General features: G+C 52.1%; 14 protein-coding genes and 1 tRNA gene. 14 read left to right on the top strand and 1 reads right to left on the bottom strand.

Features of this window, described 5'->3' with window-relative positions:
- Positions 1-95 precede the first annotated feature (95 nt).
- From recJ to secF, 14 genes are all read left to right on the top strand, one after another.
- The gene (gene recJ / locus TSP01S_RS08960) at positions 96-3,011 is read left to right on the top strand and encodes a single-stranded-DNA-specific exonuclease RecJ (protein ID WP_231848633.1); all 2,916 of its coding nucleotides are present in this window, start codon (positions 96-98) and stop codon (positions 3,009-3,011) included.
- A complete protein-coding gene (locus TSP01S_RS10190; protein WP_070098364.1) occupies positions 3,008-3,646 on the top strand; it encodes a RuvX/YqgF family protein in 639 nt (212 codons plus the stop codon). The genes recJ and TSP01S_RS10190 overlap by 4 nt, the downstream gene beginning before the upstream one ends.
- Positions 3,637-3,713, top strand: a tRNA-Arg gene (locus tag TSP01S_RS08950). Before TSP01S_RS10190 ends, TSP01S_RS08950 begins: the two co-directional genes overlap by 10 nt.
- Before the next feature lie 31 nt (positions 3,714-3,744).
- Positions 3,745-4,755 carry a rod shape-determining protein gene (gene mreB, locus TSP01S_RS08945; RefSeq protein ID WP_041077876.1) on the top strand — a complete coding sequence of 337 codons (1,011 nt, stop codon included), beginning with the start codon at positions 3,745-3,747 and terminating at the stop codon, positions 4,753-4,755.
- A gap of 4 nt (positions 4,756-4,759) precedes the next feature.
- The gene (gene flgF, locus TSP01S_RS08940; protein WP_041077874.1) at positions 4,760-5,509 is read left to right on the top strand and encodes a flagellar basal-body rod protein FlgF; all 750 of its coding nucleotides are present in this window, start codon (positions 4,760-4,762) and stop codon (positions 5,507-5,509) included.
- 15 nt (positions 5,510-5,524) lie between these two features.
- Positions 5,525-6,310: a flagellar basal-body rod protein FlgG gene (gene flgG, locus TSP01S_RS08935; protein ID WP_041077872.1), complete on the top strand. Its 786-nt coding sequence runs from the start codon at positions 5,525-5,527 to the stop codon at positions 6,308-6,310.
- Positions 6,311-6,508: 198 nt separating this feature from the next.
- Positions 6,509-7,864: a dihydrolipoyl dehydrogenase gene (gene lpdA, locus TSP01S_RS08930; RefSeq protein ID WP_041077870.1), complete on the top strand. Its 1,356-nt coding sequence runs from the start codon at positions 6,509-6,511 to the stop codon at positions 7,862-7,864.
- Between the two features lie 13 nt (positions 7,865-7,877).
- Complete coding sequence (locus tag TSP01S_RS08925; RefSeq protein ID WP_041077869.1) at positions 7,878-8,183, top strand: (2Fe-2S)-binding protein; 306 nt, start codon at positions 7,878-7,880, stop codon at positions 8,181-8,183.
- The gene (locus TSP01S_RS08920) at positions 8,180-9,979 is read left to right on the top strand and encodes an FAD-dependent oxidoreductase (protein ID WP_041077868.1); all 1,800 of its coding nucleotides are present in this window, start codon (positions 8,180-8,182) and stop codon (positions 9,977-9,979) included. Before TSP01S_RS08925 ends, TSP01S_RS08920 begins: the two co-directional genes overlap by 4 nt.
- A complete protein-coding gene (locus TSP01S_RS08915; protein WP_041077867.1) occupies positions 9,969-11,108 on the top strand; it encodes an NAD(P)/FAD-dependent oxidoreductase in 1,140 nt (379 codons plus the stop codon). The genes TSP01S_RS08920 and TSP01S_RS08915 overlap by 11 nt, the downstream gene beginning before the upstream one ends.
- 5 nt (positions 11,109-11,113) lie before the next feature.
- A complete protein-coding gene (locus tag TSP01S_RS08910) occupies positions 11,114-11,590 on the top strand; it encodes a hypothetical protein (RefSeq protein ID WP_144380657.1) in 477 nt (158 codons plus the stop codon).
- 5 nt (positions 11,591-11,595) lie between these two features.
- Positions 11,596-11,949: a preprotein translocase subunit YajC gene (gene yajC / locus TSP01S_RS08905; RefSeq protein ID WP_041077864.1), complete on the top strand. Its 354-nt coding sequence runs from the start codon at positions 11,596-11,598 to the stop codon at positions 11,947-11,949.
- Positions 11,950-11,965: 16 nt separating this feature from the next.
- On the top strand, positions 11,966-13,390 hold the full coding sequence (secD, locus tag TSP01S_RS08900; protein WP_041077862.1) for a protein translocase subunit SecD: 1,425 nt from the start codon (positions 11,966-11,968) through the stop codon (positions 13,388-13,390).
- A complete protein-coding gene (gene secF, locus TSP01S_RS08895; RefSeq protein WP_041077860.1) occupies positions 13,387-14,280 on the top strand; it encodes a protein translocase subunit SecF in 894 nt (297 codons plus the stop codon). Before secD ends, secF begins: the two co-directional genes overlap by 4 nt.
- 23 nt (positions 14,281-14,303) lie before the next feature.
- Here the strand turns inward: secF and TSP01S_RS08890 are convergent, their stop codons facing one another.
- Positions 14,304-15,371 (bottom strand): glucose-1-phosphate thymidylyltransferase, encoded by a 1,068-nt coding sequence (locus tag TSP01S_RS08890; RefSeq protein ID WP_041077858.1) that lies wholly within the window; start codon positions 15,369-15,371, stop codon positions 14,304-14,306.
- Positions 15,372-15,375 lie beyond the last annotated feature (4 nt).

The following is a 15,375-nucleotide window of genomic DNA, read 5'->3' as shown; positions in this document are numbered from 1 at the left end:
ACGAGATTCTAACATTCAGAACCATTTCGGGGGTTCTGTGGTTTAATAAAATGAAAGAAAAAACTGTGCAAGGTAGTTGAACCGACGTGAGGTGGATGGTGAAGCAGGTAGACCAGGACGAGTTAAGAAAACTCGTTGCGGAATTGGGTGTCAGTGATCTCGTAGCCAGGCTACTGATAAACCGTGGAATCAAAGATCCAGAGAAGGCGATCAGGTTCCTCAATCCGTCCAAACAGGATCTTCACGATCCGTTCCTTCTGAAGGACATGGATCGTGCGGTCGACATACTTTTGCGCGCCAGGGATGAGGACGAGCTGGTTCTCGTCTACGGCGATTACGACGTGGACGGGATCACCGGAGTCGCAGTGCTCAAGGAATTCCTCCAGAACCATGGCTGGAGGGTGATGCATTACATCCCGCGGCGCATCGATGAAGGTTACGGCCTTCAGCCAGCGGCACTGGAGAGTTTCAGGGGCGAGGGAGCAAAGGTTCTGCTCACCGTCGATTGCGGTGTCACGGCCGTTGAAGCAGTCCAGCTTGCGAAGAGGATGGGTTACGACGTCGTGATCACGGATCACCACGAAGCTTCGGACGTCCTGCCACCTGCAGATGCCGTGCTCAACCCGAAGAGAAAGGACGACGAATATCCTTTCAAGGACCTCGCGGGCGTCGGGGTGGCGTTCAAGCTGATAAGCGCCGTTGCGGAGCGTTTGTCTCTGAACGAAGAAGACGTCTTCCAGTACCTGGACCTAGTGGCGCTCGGTACCATAGCGGATGTGGTCAAATTGGTCGATGAGAATCGGTTCATAGCGAAGGAAGGCCTCGAAAGAATGAAGGGAACCGATCGCCCAGGCCTCGCCATGTTGCTCTCAAGGTTGCAGATACCTGAACCTGATTCCAGGGACATTGGTTTTCGTGTCGCTCCAAAAATAAACGCCGCCGGTAGGCTCGATGCGGCTCACGACGCCTTCGATCTGCTGACAACCCGTGATTATACGCTCGCATCAAAACTGATCAATCTTTTGTTCGAATACAACGCGACCAGGCAGGAAATCGAATCGCAGATTTTCGAGAACGCTCTGGAACAGATCGAGCGTGGGGGGCTCGAGAAGTATCCGATCATCGTGGTGCGTGGAAGGGACTGGCACGTTGGGGTCATTGGCATAGTTGCCGCGCGCCTGTGTCATCGATACAACAAACCCGTGATAGTCATATCGGAAGGGTTGGAGGGTGCCCGAGCCTCTGCACGAAGCGTTGCGGGTGTCAATCTGATAGATTTGCTACAACCATTCCTGCACTATTTCGAGGAGTTCGGTGGTCATCCCCTCGCGGTCGGTTTCAGTTTGGCAGCCGAATCGGTGGATCGTTTCGTGGAAGCATTGAAGAGTTATGAAGTTCCGCGGGAAGATCAAACTGCAGGCCTCGAGGTGGACGCAGTTCTGAGACTGGAAGATATAGACAGTGATTTCATCGCTGAACTTCAGAAGCTTGAACCTTTTGGGCATGGAAATCCAGAGCCATTGTTTCTGTGTGAAGGGGTCAAGATAGAAGCGGCAAAACTCTTCGGTCAGAACCAATCGAACGTCAGACTGACGATAAGTTCGAACGGGAAGAGGTTCGAAGCCACTGGCTTTGGCCTGGGGCACCTTTTCGACGCAGGTCTGTATGAGCCTGTCACTATGGACGTTGTTTTCACAATCAGGGGAAAGATACCAACACTCTATGTCATGGACGCCGACATCAACGAAAAAAGATTGTCATCAGGACACATCAGTTTGCGGGAACCGGAACTCAGACACAGGTTGAACCAGTTGGAACAGGTCCTGCCCGAGACGTTAACCGCCAACCTGTTCGTGTTCGATTTGAGAATGAGGAACACCTTTTTCTACTGGCTCCTCACAGCCACCAAGCGCAGGTACGCCGTGGTCTCGCTGAACAATATTCTTTCCACTCAGCTTCACAGAACGTTGCACAGATACTTGGAGCATTCGCTGGATTATCTCAACTCTCTGAACCAGGAAGGCAGAAACAACCACGCGTTCGTCACGCTCAGCTACTTCCTCGCGAACCTGGACAGTTTGCTGAAGGAATATGACTTCTTCGTCATAAACGAACTCGCTGTGTTCGGCGAATTCAAAAGCGAACCTGAGGTTCTGGCTCTGTTCGATGTAGTCAGTCGAATGCCCAACCGATTCCTCGCAGTCAGCGTTAAGAGACCAGACTGGTTGTACGATCTTGCGATGGCTCTGAATCTTTCCGTGGCTTACGAGAGGATCTGCAGACCCGCGTATGGCCTGCTCGATTCTCTGGTTCGACCTGAAGACGTACACGACGAGGTCGACTGCTTTCTGTTTTCGAACGATAAAAATCTCATCGAGTTCTACAGAAAGCGACTCAGCACGAATCAGAACTTGCTCGTTTATTCTCACGCCATGAAAACCGGTCAGAGACTTTCAGTTCTGACCACGCTGAGGCGGAAAAAGCCAGCACTTTTACTGTGCTCCACAAACACCGATGGTGTTCCCGGCTTGCTGGGAGAGGAAGCTCAAATCGTCGTCTCGGACAGTCCGCTGACGCTGTTCGAATTGCTCGATGCAGTTTCTTTTGAGGGTGTGTTTCAGATTCTGAGTTTGAACTTCACGCAGGAAGATGTTTTCAAAAGGAAGGCGGAGATAGAAGAGTTGTTCCCCAGCATCGAGGTCATAAGCGATATCCTGCACGAAGTTGGCCATTTGGTGCAGGTCAAGGAGTTTTTAGACTACGTGGTGCGAAAGGGTTACGCGAGGAACGTTGCCTACGCGAAGATAATACTTCGCGTGCTCGAAGAGCTCGGTGCGAGACAGCAGGATGGAAAACTGGATCTGTCTGGTGTGGATACGAACAAAAGTTCGTTGAGAATCAGCGAAGGTAAGCTCGAAAAACGTTACTTTGAGAGACTCGTAGAACCTTTCCTTCTGCAAAGGGCCAAGGGCATCTACAGGGCCCTCTCGAACCCGAGGCTGGTGATATGAGCATCGTGGCCATAGACTACGGGGAGAAAAGGTGTGGCGTCGCCGTAGGAGAAAACATCCCCTCGAAGATCTTTACCGTAGAAAGATCGAGAATCTTTGATCTTTTGCTCAAATTGGAAGTTTCAACAGTCTTGGTCGGCATTGCTTTTTCGATGAGTGGTAGATACTCCCGTCAGACCTTCGAATGCGTTGCCTTCGCCGAGAAGATAAGGAAGAAACTTCACAAAGAAGTTTTCATGGTGGATGAGCGATTGTCGAGCAAAATGTTTCAGGGCAAGAAAAACGTGGATGGTCTGAGCGCCGCTGAGATATTTGAAAGGTTCATTGCGCAGGGTGGGGGCATATACCAGATCTTGGAGCCACAGCCAGTGCCAGATTCGATCGTTGAAGAAGTGAAAAAGCATCCTGGTAAATTGCTCGTTGCACACCTTTCGGACGTACGACTTTGCAGGGCTGACTGCGTCGTGCTCCAGGAAGAACCCTACTACGCTTACCTGTTCCACAAGAGAGGTTGTCACGTGGAGAAAGACGAACGGTTCTTGGAAGAATTTGCACCTTTTGATATCATTGTGACGAGGAGAGGTTTTGATCACGAAAAGTTTCTGAGGCCTGGAGGCAGAGTGGTGTGCCTGTAGCTCAAATGGATAGAGCGCTGGACTCCGGATCCAGAGGTTGCGGGTTCGACTCCCGCCAGGCACGCCAGAGGTTCTTCACGACACGGGAGGTGTGACCTTTGCCCAAAGGTGACTTAGGCATAGATCTGGGTACCGCCAGCTTCATAGTTTATCAGCGAGGAAAAGGCATAGTCATATTCGAACCGTCGGTGGTTGCCATATCCGAGAAGACGGGCGAGATCGTGGCCATTGGAGAAGAAGCCAAGAAGATGCTCGGCAAGACGCCGGAATCGTACAGGGCGGTCAAACCCATGAAAGACGGTGTGATCGCGGATTACAAAGTGATAGAAGCGGTGATAAAGGAATTCATAAACAGGACCGTGAAGAAGTCTCTCTTCTTCAAACCCGAGCTCGTCATAGGTATTCCCACGAAAGCCACCAGTGTCGAACGTAGAGCGGTGTTCGAAGCGGCCCTCAACGCTGGTGCGAGACAGGTACACGTCGTGACGGAGCCCATCGCTGCGGCGATAGGTGCCGGTATCGATGTGACGAAATCGGAGGGAAGCATGATCATCGACATCGGCGGTGGAACGACAGACATCGCCGTCATAAGTCTTGGTGGTGTCGTCGTTGGAGATTCCATAAAACTTGCAGGCAACGCGATGGACGAAGCTATCGTCAGATACGCACGGAGGAAGCACGGCTTGGTGATAGGCGAGACCACCGCGGAACAGGTCAAGATAAAAATAGGAAAAGTACACCCGAGCTTAGAAACGTATGAAATGGAGATAAGAGGAAGAGACGCCGTGACGGGCCTGCCCAGGACAGACGTGATCACGAGCGATGATGTCCTGGAGACGCTGAAACCTTTGGTGGAGATGCTCATCGGAAGGGTCAAGATGGTGCTCGAGAAGACGCCACCGGAACTCGCGGCAGACATCATCGAGCGTGGCATCGTTCTAACAGGTGGAGGGGCGCTCTTGAGGGGTTTGGATCTGGTGATGAGTGAAGAGCTCGGAGTGAAAGTCATCATTGCGGAAGATCCGATCACGTGTGTCGCCAGAGGCACCGGCGTTCTGCTGGAGGATACGAACCTCCTGAGGACCGTCGCGGTATCTTACACGAGGTGATCGAATGGTAAGAGGCATTTACACCGCCGCGATGGGCATGTTGATCGATTGGTTCAAACTCGATTCCACAGCGAACAACCTGGCAAACGTCGATACGATCGGTTACAAGAAAGACATTCCCACCTTCAGCGCTCACCAAGAACGCCAGGTCTATTCGTCTCTGAACAGGAGAACACCCATAGGCAGTTTACCTTACAGTTCCGTTGTGGACAGAGTCTATGTCGATCCAACGGAGGGCACGCTTCAGTACACGGGAAACTTTCTCGACCTTGCGATCGAGGGAAGTGGGTATTTCGCCGTTCAGAGAGACGATGAGGTCTACTACACGCGTGCGGGTAATTTCAAGCTCGACGCCGAAGGTTTTGTTGTCAGCGCGGATGGTTTCAGATTGCTCGATGAAAACGGTGAGCCAGTTCGCTTCGAAGAAGGTTATTCTGTGGACGAACGGGGCTTTGTGAGAGACAGTCTCGGCAACGTGGTGAGCAGGATAGGTGTGTACAGCTTCGCATCCGAACGTGATCTGAGAAAGGTTGGCTATACGCTGTTCACACCGACCGATGAGAGCGGGCCCGCAGTCGCCGCAGAGAACTTTAGGATTCTCACAGGATACGTCGAATTATCAAACGTGAATGCACTGACGGAAATGGTCAGGATGGTGGAGCTGCAAAGGCACTTCGAGATCGCGCAGAAGGTCGTGCTCGCAGAAGATGAAATGTTCTCGAAGTTGTTCTCGCAAGTTGCATCGCTCAAATGATGGAGGTGCTGAACGATGATGGTTTCACTGTACTCTGCGGCAACGGGGATGTGGGCTCAGCAGTACAAGCTTGACACGGTTTCGAACAACCTTGCGAACGTCGACACGACAAGCTACAAGAAGATCCGTGCGGAATTTCAGGACCTGGTTTACCAGTACTACAAGAACGCTGGTACACCGACCGCCCAGAATTCGATGATCCCAACGGGCATCTACGTTGGTCACGGCGTGAGGCTGAGCGCGACGAACAGGATATTCACGATCGGCAATCTCGAGCAGACTGGTAACGCCCTCGATTTAGCCATAGCCGGGGATGGATTCTTCCAGATACAACTTCAGGACGGCAGGATCGCTTACACACGTGACGGGAGCTTCAAGATAGACAGCGAGGGAAGGATCGTCACGGCCAACGGACTTCCGTTGGTTCCAAACATCGTGATCCCGGCCGATGCCGTATCGATAAACGTCTCACCCGACGGAATAGTTTCTGCGGAGATGCAGGACGGAACCGTTCAGAACCTCGGCACGATAACGTTGGTACGCTTCGTCAATCCGGCTGGTTTGAAAGCGATAGGAGACAACCTGTACGTTCAAACGGTATCCTCCGGTGATCCGATCGAAGGAACTCCGAACCAGGATGGTTTCGGTGCGATCCAGCAAGGTTTTCTTGAAAAATCCAACGTTGACGTCGTGAAAGAGATGGTCGACATGATCATCGCACAGCGTGCCTACGAGCTCAACGCGAAGACGATCCAGACCGCCGACGATATGCTCAGAACCGTTTCCACGCTGAAACGGTGACGATTCATGATCGCAATAACAACGCCAGGCTCAGGGCCTGGCGTTTTGTTTGTGTCCCCTTAGTACAGCTCGGCGAGCACCACATCACAGAGGTATCTTCAGGCCGTCTCGTGAACGCGCTTTCTGAGCCTTCCCTTGGTAAAGAAAAATGTTCTTGGTAAAATCGTCATGGTCGAAAAACTGAACGGAGGTGGTCACATGTACGATGCGGTGGTCATCGGAGCAGGGCCCGCTGGATATGTGGCGGCGATAAAACTCGCACAGCACGGAAAGCGCGTGGCTGTGGTCGAGAAATCTTTCGTCGGAGGCACCTGCACCAACTGGGGTTGTATCCCAACGAAGGCCATTCTGAGTTCGGCGCACCTTTACAGAAACGTTGTCGAAAAAGCCTCTGAACTCGGAATCATCGTGCAGAACGTCTCCTTCGATTTTTCAAAAATCAAAAATCACATGAATAAAGTTGTGGTGGCTTCAAGGAAGGGAATAGAATACCTCTTCAAAAAGAATGGTATCGAGCTCGTCGTCGGTGAGGCAATTGTGGAATCACCCAATTCCGTGAAAGTTCAGGACAAAAAGTTGGAAGCGAAGTATCTCGTGATAGCTACAGGTTCCGTCCCGACCCTCTTTCCGCCTTTCAACGAAGTACCAGGTATCTGGACGAGTGACGATGTATTCAAGATGGAACGTCTTCCGGAGAGCGTTCTCATAATCGGCGGTGGGGTGATCGGAGTCGAGCTCGCCACGTTCTTCTCGAGTTTGAACGTCAAGGTAACCGTTGTTGAGCTTCTCGAGCACATCCTTCCCAACGAAGACGCAGACGCCGCGCAGGTCGTGGCCAAATCTTTGAAGAAAAAAGGTGTCGAGATTTACGAATCTTCAAAGGTTGTGTCGGTTCAGCCGGCGGAGAAAGGTTACAGATCCATCGTTGAGACCAAGGAAGGTCAGCTCGAAAAGGTGACTGAGAGGGTGATCGTTGCGGTCGGGAGAAGGCCAAAGATCGGCGATGATGTGAAAGCCCTGGGGCTTTCCATAGAGAGAGGTATCAAGACGGACGAAACCATGCTCACGAACGTGCCAAACGTTTATGCGATCGGTGATGTGCGTGGACAGATCATGCTCGCCCACGTGGCCATGTACGAGGGTGTCACGGCCGCGGAGAACATCTGTGGAAGGACGGCGAAGATGGACTACTCGGCCGTACCGAGTGTTATATTCACCGAACCCGAGGTCGCGAGCGTCGGGATTAAGGAGAAAGACGTGGACCCATCGACCGTGAAAATCTTCTCCTTCCCATTGATGGCCAACGGTCGTGCCAGAACCATGCTCGAGAAAGATGGTTTCGCAAAGTTCATCGCCGACTCGAAAACTGGAAGGATTCTCGGCGCGACGATCGTGGGCCCTTACGCCACAGAACTCATAATGGAGGCTGCAATCGCTGTCAGAAACGGTTTAACGGCTGAACAACTCGAGAAAACCATTCACCCGCACCCCACGCTGAGTGAAACGCTGCTCGGGGCGATAGAGGGTATCGTTGACAGGCCCATCCATCTGTGAATGGGGTGAGACGTTGAGGCGCATCGTGGAACATCCCATCCTGAAGGCGAAAACTGCGCGCACAGTTAAGTTCTACTTTGAAGATAAAGAGCTGGAAGCTCTGGAAGGCGAAACCATCGCGGCGGCGTTGATCGCCAATGGGATCGATGTCTTCGGTGAGAGTGAGCATGGAAGGCCAAGAGGCTTTTTCTGCGCCATAGGCAAATGTTCGTCCTGCCTGATGGTGGTCGACGGTGAACCGAACGTGAGAGTGTGCATCACGCTCGTGAAGGAAGGCATGCGGGTTCAGAGGCAGTTGGGACGGAGTGATGTGGTATGATGAAAACGCAACTGCTCGTCGTCGGTGGGGGTCCTGCCGGGCTCTGTGGCGCCATAGAAGCTTCCAGATACGGTGTTGAAACACTCATTGTGGACGAAGGGGTGGAACTCGGAGGCCAGCTCGTTAAACAGACGCACAAGTTCTTCGGTCACGAAGGTTTTTTTGCTTCCGTGAGAGGATTCGAGATCGCAAGAAGGTTGAAGAATCAGTTGAACCATCACGTCAAGGTGATGCTACAGACCACCGTCGTGGGCATCTACGAAGACGTTGTCGTACTGTACAACAGAGAGAAAGATCGCACCTTCGAGGTGCAGGCTGATTACATCCTCCTTGCGACGGGAGCATCCGAAAGGTTCATACAGTTCGAGAACAACCATCTACCCGGTGTCTACGGTGCAGGTGCAGTTCAAACGCTCATGAACCAGTTCATGGTGCTTCCCGGCAAACGGTTCCTCATGGTCGGTTCTGGAAACATAGGACTGATAGTTTCCTACCAGCTTCTCCAGGCCGGGGCAGAGGTGGCCGCGATCGTTGAAATAGCGGATAGAGTGGGTGGTTACGATGTACATCTGCGCAAAATCAAAAGGTTCGGCGTCCCGGTGCTGCTGAGACACACGATCAAGAAAGCACTTGGAGAGGAGAAGGTCACGGGCGCCGTGGTCGTGCAGGTGGACGAAAAATTCCGTCCGATCGGAGGAACAGAGAGAGAGTTTGCGGTGGACGTCATATGCATCGCGGCGGGTTTGACCCCTTCTGTAGAACTTGCAGCCATGGCGAACGTGAAGATCGAATACGTTCCGGAACTCGGCGGGTTTGTGCCTTACAGGGATCAAAACATGAGAACCAACGTCGAAAACATCTTCATCGCAGGCGATCTTGCGGGCATAGAGGAAGCCACGACGGCGATGATCGAGGGACGCATCGCCGGCCTGACGGTAGCGCAATCCATCGTTGGAACGGATCTCTCCAGAGAAATAGAAGCCCTGCAGAACGAGCTCGTCGAGTTCAGATCCGGCCCGTTCTCCGAAAAAGTGCGCAAAGGCCTTTCGAGGTTTTTCCCGCAGAGAACGGTTGAATTTTCTCGTCAGCCACAGACTGACAAAGGCCCCGTGGGCAAGCTCAGACCCATCATTGAGTGTTATGAAAACATCCCGTGCAATCCTTGTCAGACCTCCTGCCCGGCGGGCGCGATCGAGGTGCCGGGGAACATAAACAGTCTCCCGAGGATAGATTATGAAAAGTGCACCGGTTGTGGTATCTGTGTTTCTAAATGCCCGGGTCTTGCGATCTTCATGGTTCAGGAAAACGTCGAACCTGGTTTCGACCTGGTGGTCATCCCGTACGAAATGGTTCCCCTGCCAGAGAAGGATGAACGGGTCATCGCGTTGGACAGAGAAGGAAAAGAAGTCTGTGAAGCACAGGTTGTGAAGGTCCTTCGTTTCCCTGACATGACGAATTTGATCTACCTGAAGGTACCCGCAGGTTACTCTGAACGTGTGAGAAACTTTCGAACGTTGAAGCGTGGAAACGTCCTGGTGTGCAGGTGTGAGGAAGTGACACTCGAGGAAGTTGAAAGGGCGATAGAGCTGGGTTTCACAGACTACGAGGAACTGAGACGTTATCTGCGCGTAGGTATGGGAATGTGCGGTGGCAGAACGTGCAGGAGCACTGTGCTGTCGATCCTTTCTCAGAAGCTCGGTAAATCACCCGGAGAACTGCTCAAAGGTCGCTTCAGGCCCCCAGTGATGCCGGTCAAGTTCGAATCGATCCTGAGGGGTGAAACGAATGAGGACTGAGTACAGGGTGATAGTCATCGGGGCAGGTATCGTCGGCTGCTCAATCGCTTACCATCTGGCGAAATTCGGAGAGAACAACGTTCTCGTGCTTGAAAAGAGTTACATAAGCTCCGGCTCCACGGGCAGGTGTGCCGGTGGGATCAGGCAACAATGGAGCTCCCCGCACAACGTCCTGCTGGCGATGAGGAGCGTGAAACTCTTTGAAAGGTTGCATGAAGAAACCGGTTTCGACATAGAGTACAAACAGGGCGGTTATCTGATACTTTCCTACGACGAAAAAGAGGCAGTTCAGTTCGAAGAGAACGTGAAAATGCAAAGAAAACTCGGGTTGAACGTTGAATTGCTCACACCCACACAGGTCAAGAAGAGGTTCCCGTACGTTAACGTGGAGAATGTCCTGCTGGCCACTTTCTGTCAGACCGATGGTCATGCCAATCCACACTTGGCGAACTTCGCGTACGCGCACGTGGCGAAAAGACTCGGTGTGACGATGATGACTCACACAGAGGTTGTTGGCATCGAGGCGACAGGTTCGAAGTTCAGAGTTTACACCAGCAAAGGTGAGTTTGAATCTCAAATCCTGGTCAACGCTGCGGGCGCTTACGCCGGCCACGTTGCCTCCATGGTGGGTTTGAACCTTCCGGTGGAGAGTTACAGACACCAGATCATGGTCACAGAACCTGTGAAAAACTTCGTCGATCCGATGCTGATAAGCTTCTCCGGAAACTTTTACGTCAGACAGACCAAGCACGGTCATTTCATCATGGGGCAGGGAGATAAAGATGAAAAGCCCGGACTGAACTACAACGTGACCTTCGGGTTCGAGAAAAGTCTCGCGAAGAAGATGTGCTTTTTGCTCCCTTTCATGAGGAAGATACGCATCGTGAGACACTGGTCAGGACATTACAACATGTCTCTGGATGCGCAGCCCATCATCGGAGAATCACCACAGATCGCCAACTTCTATTACGCTGTTGGTTTCAGCGGTCACGGGTTCATGCTCGCACCGGCTGTGGGTGAGGCGCTGGCGGAGAAGATACTCTTTGGTCAGCCCAGACATGTGAGCATTTCAGAGCTGAACGTTGACAGGTTCGAGAAAGTGATCGTCAGGGAGATGAACGTGGTGTGATGGGCTTGAAGAAGATCGTCGCGATCTGCCTGTGGCTTTCGCTTGGGGTGGCCCTCAGCTATTTCACGTGGCTCGGTGCCCACAGGTATCAAGTTTTGATGATTCCAACCTACTTCACCGTGGGTTTGAGCAGCCTTTGCCACGGTTTTTCAACGGCTTTCGTGGTTGCGCTTTTGTTACCAGCGCTCGATTACATGGCGCTCAGACCGTTCGATTCCTTTTTGATGCTGATACACACACTCGAACTCACGATTTTCGCTCTTTTTCTTTCGCTCTTTTTTCACCGTACGGGAATCAGAAAATCCGTTTTTTTCGCCTTCACTCTGTCCTGGTGGGTTTCGCGGTTCGTTCAGTACACCGTTTTGAACAGCCGGGAGTTTCGAGAAATTTTGATCTTCCTGGTGGGATTGCTGTTGAACGTGTTGTTGCTACCTGAGGTTAAAAGACTTCTGGTAAAATTAGGTGAAACCGAAAGGAGGTAGTGTGGATGAACATACTCTACAGTGCTGCACCAGGTGCAACCGCGCCGAGTGCTACTACAACAACCGGCTCTGGCTGGAGCTTCATCTTCCTTCTGGTGATGCTCTTCGCCATGTTCTACTTTCTCATCATACTCCCTCAGAGAAGGAGAGAGAAGCAGTTTCAGCAGATGATCTCACAGCTCAAGCGTGGTGACACAGTCGTCACCATCGGTGGTATCGTTGGCAAGGTCATCGATATCAAAAAAGATACAGTGAAGATCAAAACGGCCATGACCACAGAGCTTGAGATAACCAAACGGGCGATAGCTTCCGTTTTCAAGGAGAAAGAAGAAGAGAAAGAGGAAGAAAAGCAGGATTGAAGAGGGGGCTTCAGACATGAAAGCGGAACGCGTGAGATTGATCGTCGTGCTCGCCGTGTTCTTCCTGGCGCTGCTGGCCCTGCTCTGGCCAACGCCAAACCAGACTTACAAAGGATTGGCAAAATTTTTCCAGCGCGTGAGGTTGGGTCTGGACATCAGGGGTGGCGCGAGGCTCGAGTACAGGGTCGACGTCGAACCCGGTGTTGAGAATCCGAGTCAGGTGGTGGACGATGTCTGGACAGTTCTGAGGAACAGGCTCGACGCGGCGGGTTACACGGAAGCAACGTTGAGAAAGAGTTTCAGGGAGAACCAGTCTTTCATCGTTGTTGAAATACCGGATGTGGCCGACACAACGAGCGCAGAGAAGTTGCTCGGATCCATCGGCGTGATGTTCTTCGGACAGGTACTCGATGAGAGTGCGTCGGATCCTTCCACAGATCCCAGGCTGATGGACCTTGCGAAGATAAAGAAAGCGAGATGGCTTCCTTCACGTGACGGTAAGGTGTGGTATCTGGTCAGAGAAGAGATCATGCTCGTCAAGGATCTCAAGCTCGTTTCACCGCGTATAATCACGGCCAGTCCCGTTCCAGAAACGCGCGTAGGACGTTTCGGCTACAAAGTCACCTTCGAACTGGCGAGCAAAGATGCCGAGGTGTTCAAGCGGATCACCCAGCAACTCGTCGTACCGGAGACTGCGATAGGCACCGCTGCGGCGAAGGAAAAGAGGCTCGCGATCGTTCTGGACGATGTTGTACAGTTCGCAGGCTATGTGGTTTCTGTCATCCCCGATGGCAAAGCGGAGATCACGGGTAACTTCTCGCTCGAGGAAGCAAAGCAGCTCGCCGCGATTTTGAGAAGTGGTGCCCTGCCTGCCAGGTTGGAGAAAGTTTCAACTGGCTGGGTGGCACCGTTGCTGGGATCTGACATCATCAAGAGCTCTCTGGTCGCAGGACTCATCGGTTTGATCTTAGTCATGATCTACATGATCGTCTTCTACGGCATACAGGGTGTCGTGGCTGACATCGCACTCATCTACAACACGATCCTGCTGCTCGGAGTCATGGCTGCGACGCGTTCGATCCTGACTCTGCCTGGCATCGCGGGCATCTTCTTCACCATAGGCACCACGGTGGATGGAAACATAATCATAGCCGAGCGCATAAAGGAAGAGCTCAGGGCTGGTAAGTCCATCAAAGCCGCGATCACTGCTGGCTTCGATAGAAGCTTCATCACCCTGTTCGATGCGAACCTGACCACGATCATCGCCGGCCTGGTGCTCTACTACTTCGGTACCGGTACGGTGAAAGGTTTTGCGATAACTCTGATCATAGGTGTGGCTGGTAGCTTCTTCGTGAACATGGTACTTTCGAGGCTGCTCACCGACGCTTTCCACAACTTGATACGTGTGCCGAAGGCTGCAGAAAGGGGAGTTGAGCCGTGAAAAAGATCGACGTTGTGAACAAGAGGCTCGTTTGGTTGAGCGTCGCAGCCTTTTTCGTTGTGCTCTCTCTGGTTTTCATCTTCACTAAAGGTTTCAACCTCGGCGTTGAGTTCGTCGGTGGTAGCGAGATACTCGTTCGTGCGGAAGGGAACATGGTTGAACAAGATCTGAGGCAGGCCCTGGTCGAGATCTCTCCCGATTTCAGTGCCGCGCGTGTCACGAGGGTCAGATCGGTGGGCGATCCAGCCAACGTTGTGAAGTTCTCTGTGACGGTGTCGAAAACATTCGAAGTCGAAGAGAAGACGAAAATCATTGAGCAACTGGAAAGCAAACTCGCACAAAAGGGGTTCAAGGCGGAAGTGGTATCCTTCAACGAGACTGGTGGCACCGCTGCGGAAGAAATAAGAAGGTTGACCTGGAGGGCCATACTGATTAGCCTGGCTGCCATTCTGGCGTACATAACTCTGCGCTTCAACTTCATCTTCGGTGTGGGCGCCGTAGCGGCACTCGTGCATGACGTGATAGTTACTCTGGGATTCTTCTCCATGTTCAACTACGAGATCAACGTGCCAGCGGTCGCAGCATTGCTCACACTCATAGGATATTCGTTGAACAACACCATCGTCATTTACGATAGAGTCAGGGAGAACATGAAGAAGTTCAAAGGTAAAGATATACCAGCGCTGATCAACGACAGTATCAACCAGGTTCTGACGAGGACGATAAACACGTCTTTAACAACCTTCATCGTCGTTTTTGTGCTTCTGCTGTTTGCAGGCAACACGATCAAGCCTTTCGCGTTCGGTCTGAGTGTGGGTGTGCTGGTTGGAACATATTCGTCCATCTTCGTTTCGGTGCCGCTCGTTATGAAGTGGGTAAAGTACAGATGACCCCCAGCCCCGCTGGGGGTTTTTCACAATTCTAAGGAACTGAGATCTCCAACGACGAATTTCATCGCTTTGGGTAACCTTCCATTCTGGCTTATCCTTACACCTTTGCCGATCAGAGAAGAATCTATCCTGCTCGAAAGATTGCTTATCTTGCTTTCGTCCATCAATATAGAGTTTTCCACCTCGCAATTTTCCAGAACAACCCTGTTCCCGATGGACGTGTAAGGACCGACGTAGGAATTCACGATCTTACAGTCTTCTCCTATCACCACGGGACCCCTTATGAGTGATCCGACAATGATGGAACCTTTCGCAACACATACTCTACCCTGAATCGTTGTAGTTTCATCGATCTTTCCAGCGCATTGGCCGTCCTCGATCGTGTCCAGTATGCGCCTGTTGGCTTCAAGTAGGTCTTCCGGCTTTCCCGTGTCTTTCCACCATCCCTGTATCGTGTGTGCCTTCACGCTGTAACCTTTTTCGACCAAATAACCTATCGCGTCCGTGATCTCAAGCTCACCCCTCCACGAAGGTTTGATGTTTTCTATCGCATGGAAGATGATCGGTCTGAACAGATAAACCCCCACGATCGCAAGATCGCTCTTCGGTTCTTTGGGTTTCTCCTCCACGTGCACCACCTTCTGATTCTCCACCACAGCCACACCGTAAGCCCTCGGATCCTTCACTCGGGCCAGGAGGATGTAGCCGTCCACCTTCTCTGACTCGAAACTCTTCACCACGCCCGCAATGTCCTCAAAAACGAGGTTGTCCCCGAGCACGAGGAGGAAAGGTTCATCGTCGAGGAATTCTCTCGATATGTACACAGCGTGCGCTATGCCTTTGGGTTGAGGTTGAACGATGTACTCGATGTGCATGCCAAAATGCGATCCATCCTGCAGAGTTTCTCTGAACAGAACTTCGTTCTCCGGACTGACCACGATCGCCACATCTGTCACACCAGCGTTCTTCATGAACTCGAGCGTGTAAAGTATCACAGGCCTGTTGGCTATGGGTATCAAATGCTTGGCCGTCGTGTAAGTCAAAGGTCTGAGCCTGGTTCCTTTACCCGCGCACAGGACCAAACCCTTCATTTCG

It is taken from the genome of Thermotoga caldifontis AZM44c09, from assembly GCF_000828655.1.
GTDB lineage: Bacteria > Thermotogota > Thermotogae > Thermotogales > DSM-5069 > Pseudothermotoga_A > Pseudothermotoga_A caldifontis.
Note: the sequence above shows the minus strand (reverse complement) of the source record. Positions and strands in the feature narration are given on the sequence as shown.

Excerpts from the sequence above, each read along its gene's own strand:
- TSP01S_RS08890 (WP_041077858.1), bottom strand. The coding sequence starts at position 15,371 with ATGAAGGGTTTGGTCCTGTGCGCGGGTAAAGGAACCAGGCTCAGACCT.
- recJ (WP_231848633.1), top strand. The coding sequence starts at position 96 with ATGGTGAAGCAGGTAGACCAGGACGAGTTAAGAAAACTCGTTGCGGAA.
- lpdA (WP_041077870.1), top strand. The coding sequence starts at position 6,509 with ATGTACGATGCGGTGGTCATCGGAGCAGGGCCCGCTGGATATGTGGCG.
- flgG (WP_041077872.1), top strand. The coding sequence starts at position 5,525 with ATGATGGTTTCACTGTACTCTGCGGCAACGGGGATGTGGGCTCAGCAG.
- TSP01S_RS10190 (WP_070098364.1), top strand. The coding sequence starts at position 3,008 with ATGAGCATCGTGGCCATAGACTACGGGGAGAAAAGGTGTGGCGTCGCC.
- TSP01S_RS08915 (WP_041077867.1), top strand. The coding sequence starts at position 9,969 with ATGAGGACTGAGTACAGGGTGATAGTCATCGGGGCAGGTATCGTCGGC.
- yajC (WP_041077864.1), top strand. The coding sequence starts at position 11,596 with ATGAACATACTCTACAGTGCTGCACCAGGTGCAACCGCGCCGAGTGCT.
- flgF (WP_041077874.1), top strand. The coding sequence starts at position 4,760 with ATGGTAAGAGGCATTTACACCGCCGCGATGGGCATGTTGATCGATTGG.
- secD (WP_041077862.1), top strand. The coding sequence starts at position 11,966 with ATGAAAGCGGAACGCGTGAGATTGATCGTCGTGCTCGCCGTGTTCTTC.
- TSP01S_RS08920 (WP_041077868.1), top strand. The coding sequence starts at position 8,180 with ATGATGAAAACGCAACTGCTCGTCGTCGGTGGGGGTCCTGCCGGGCTC.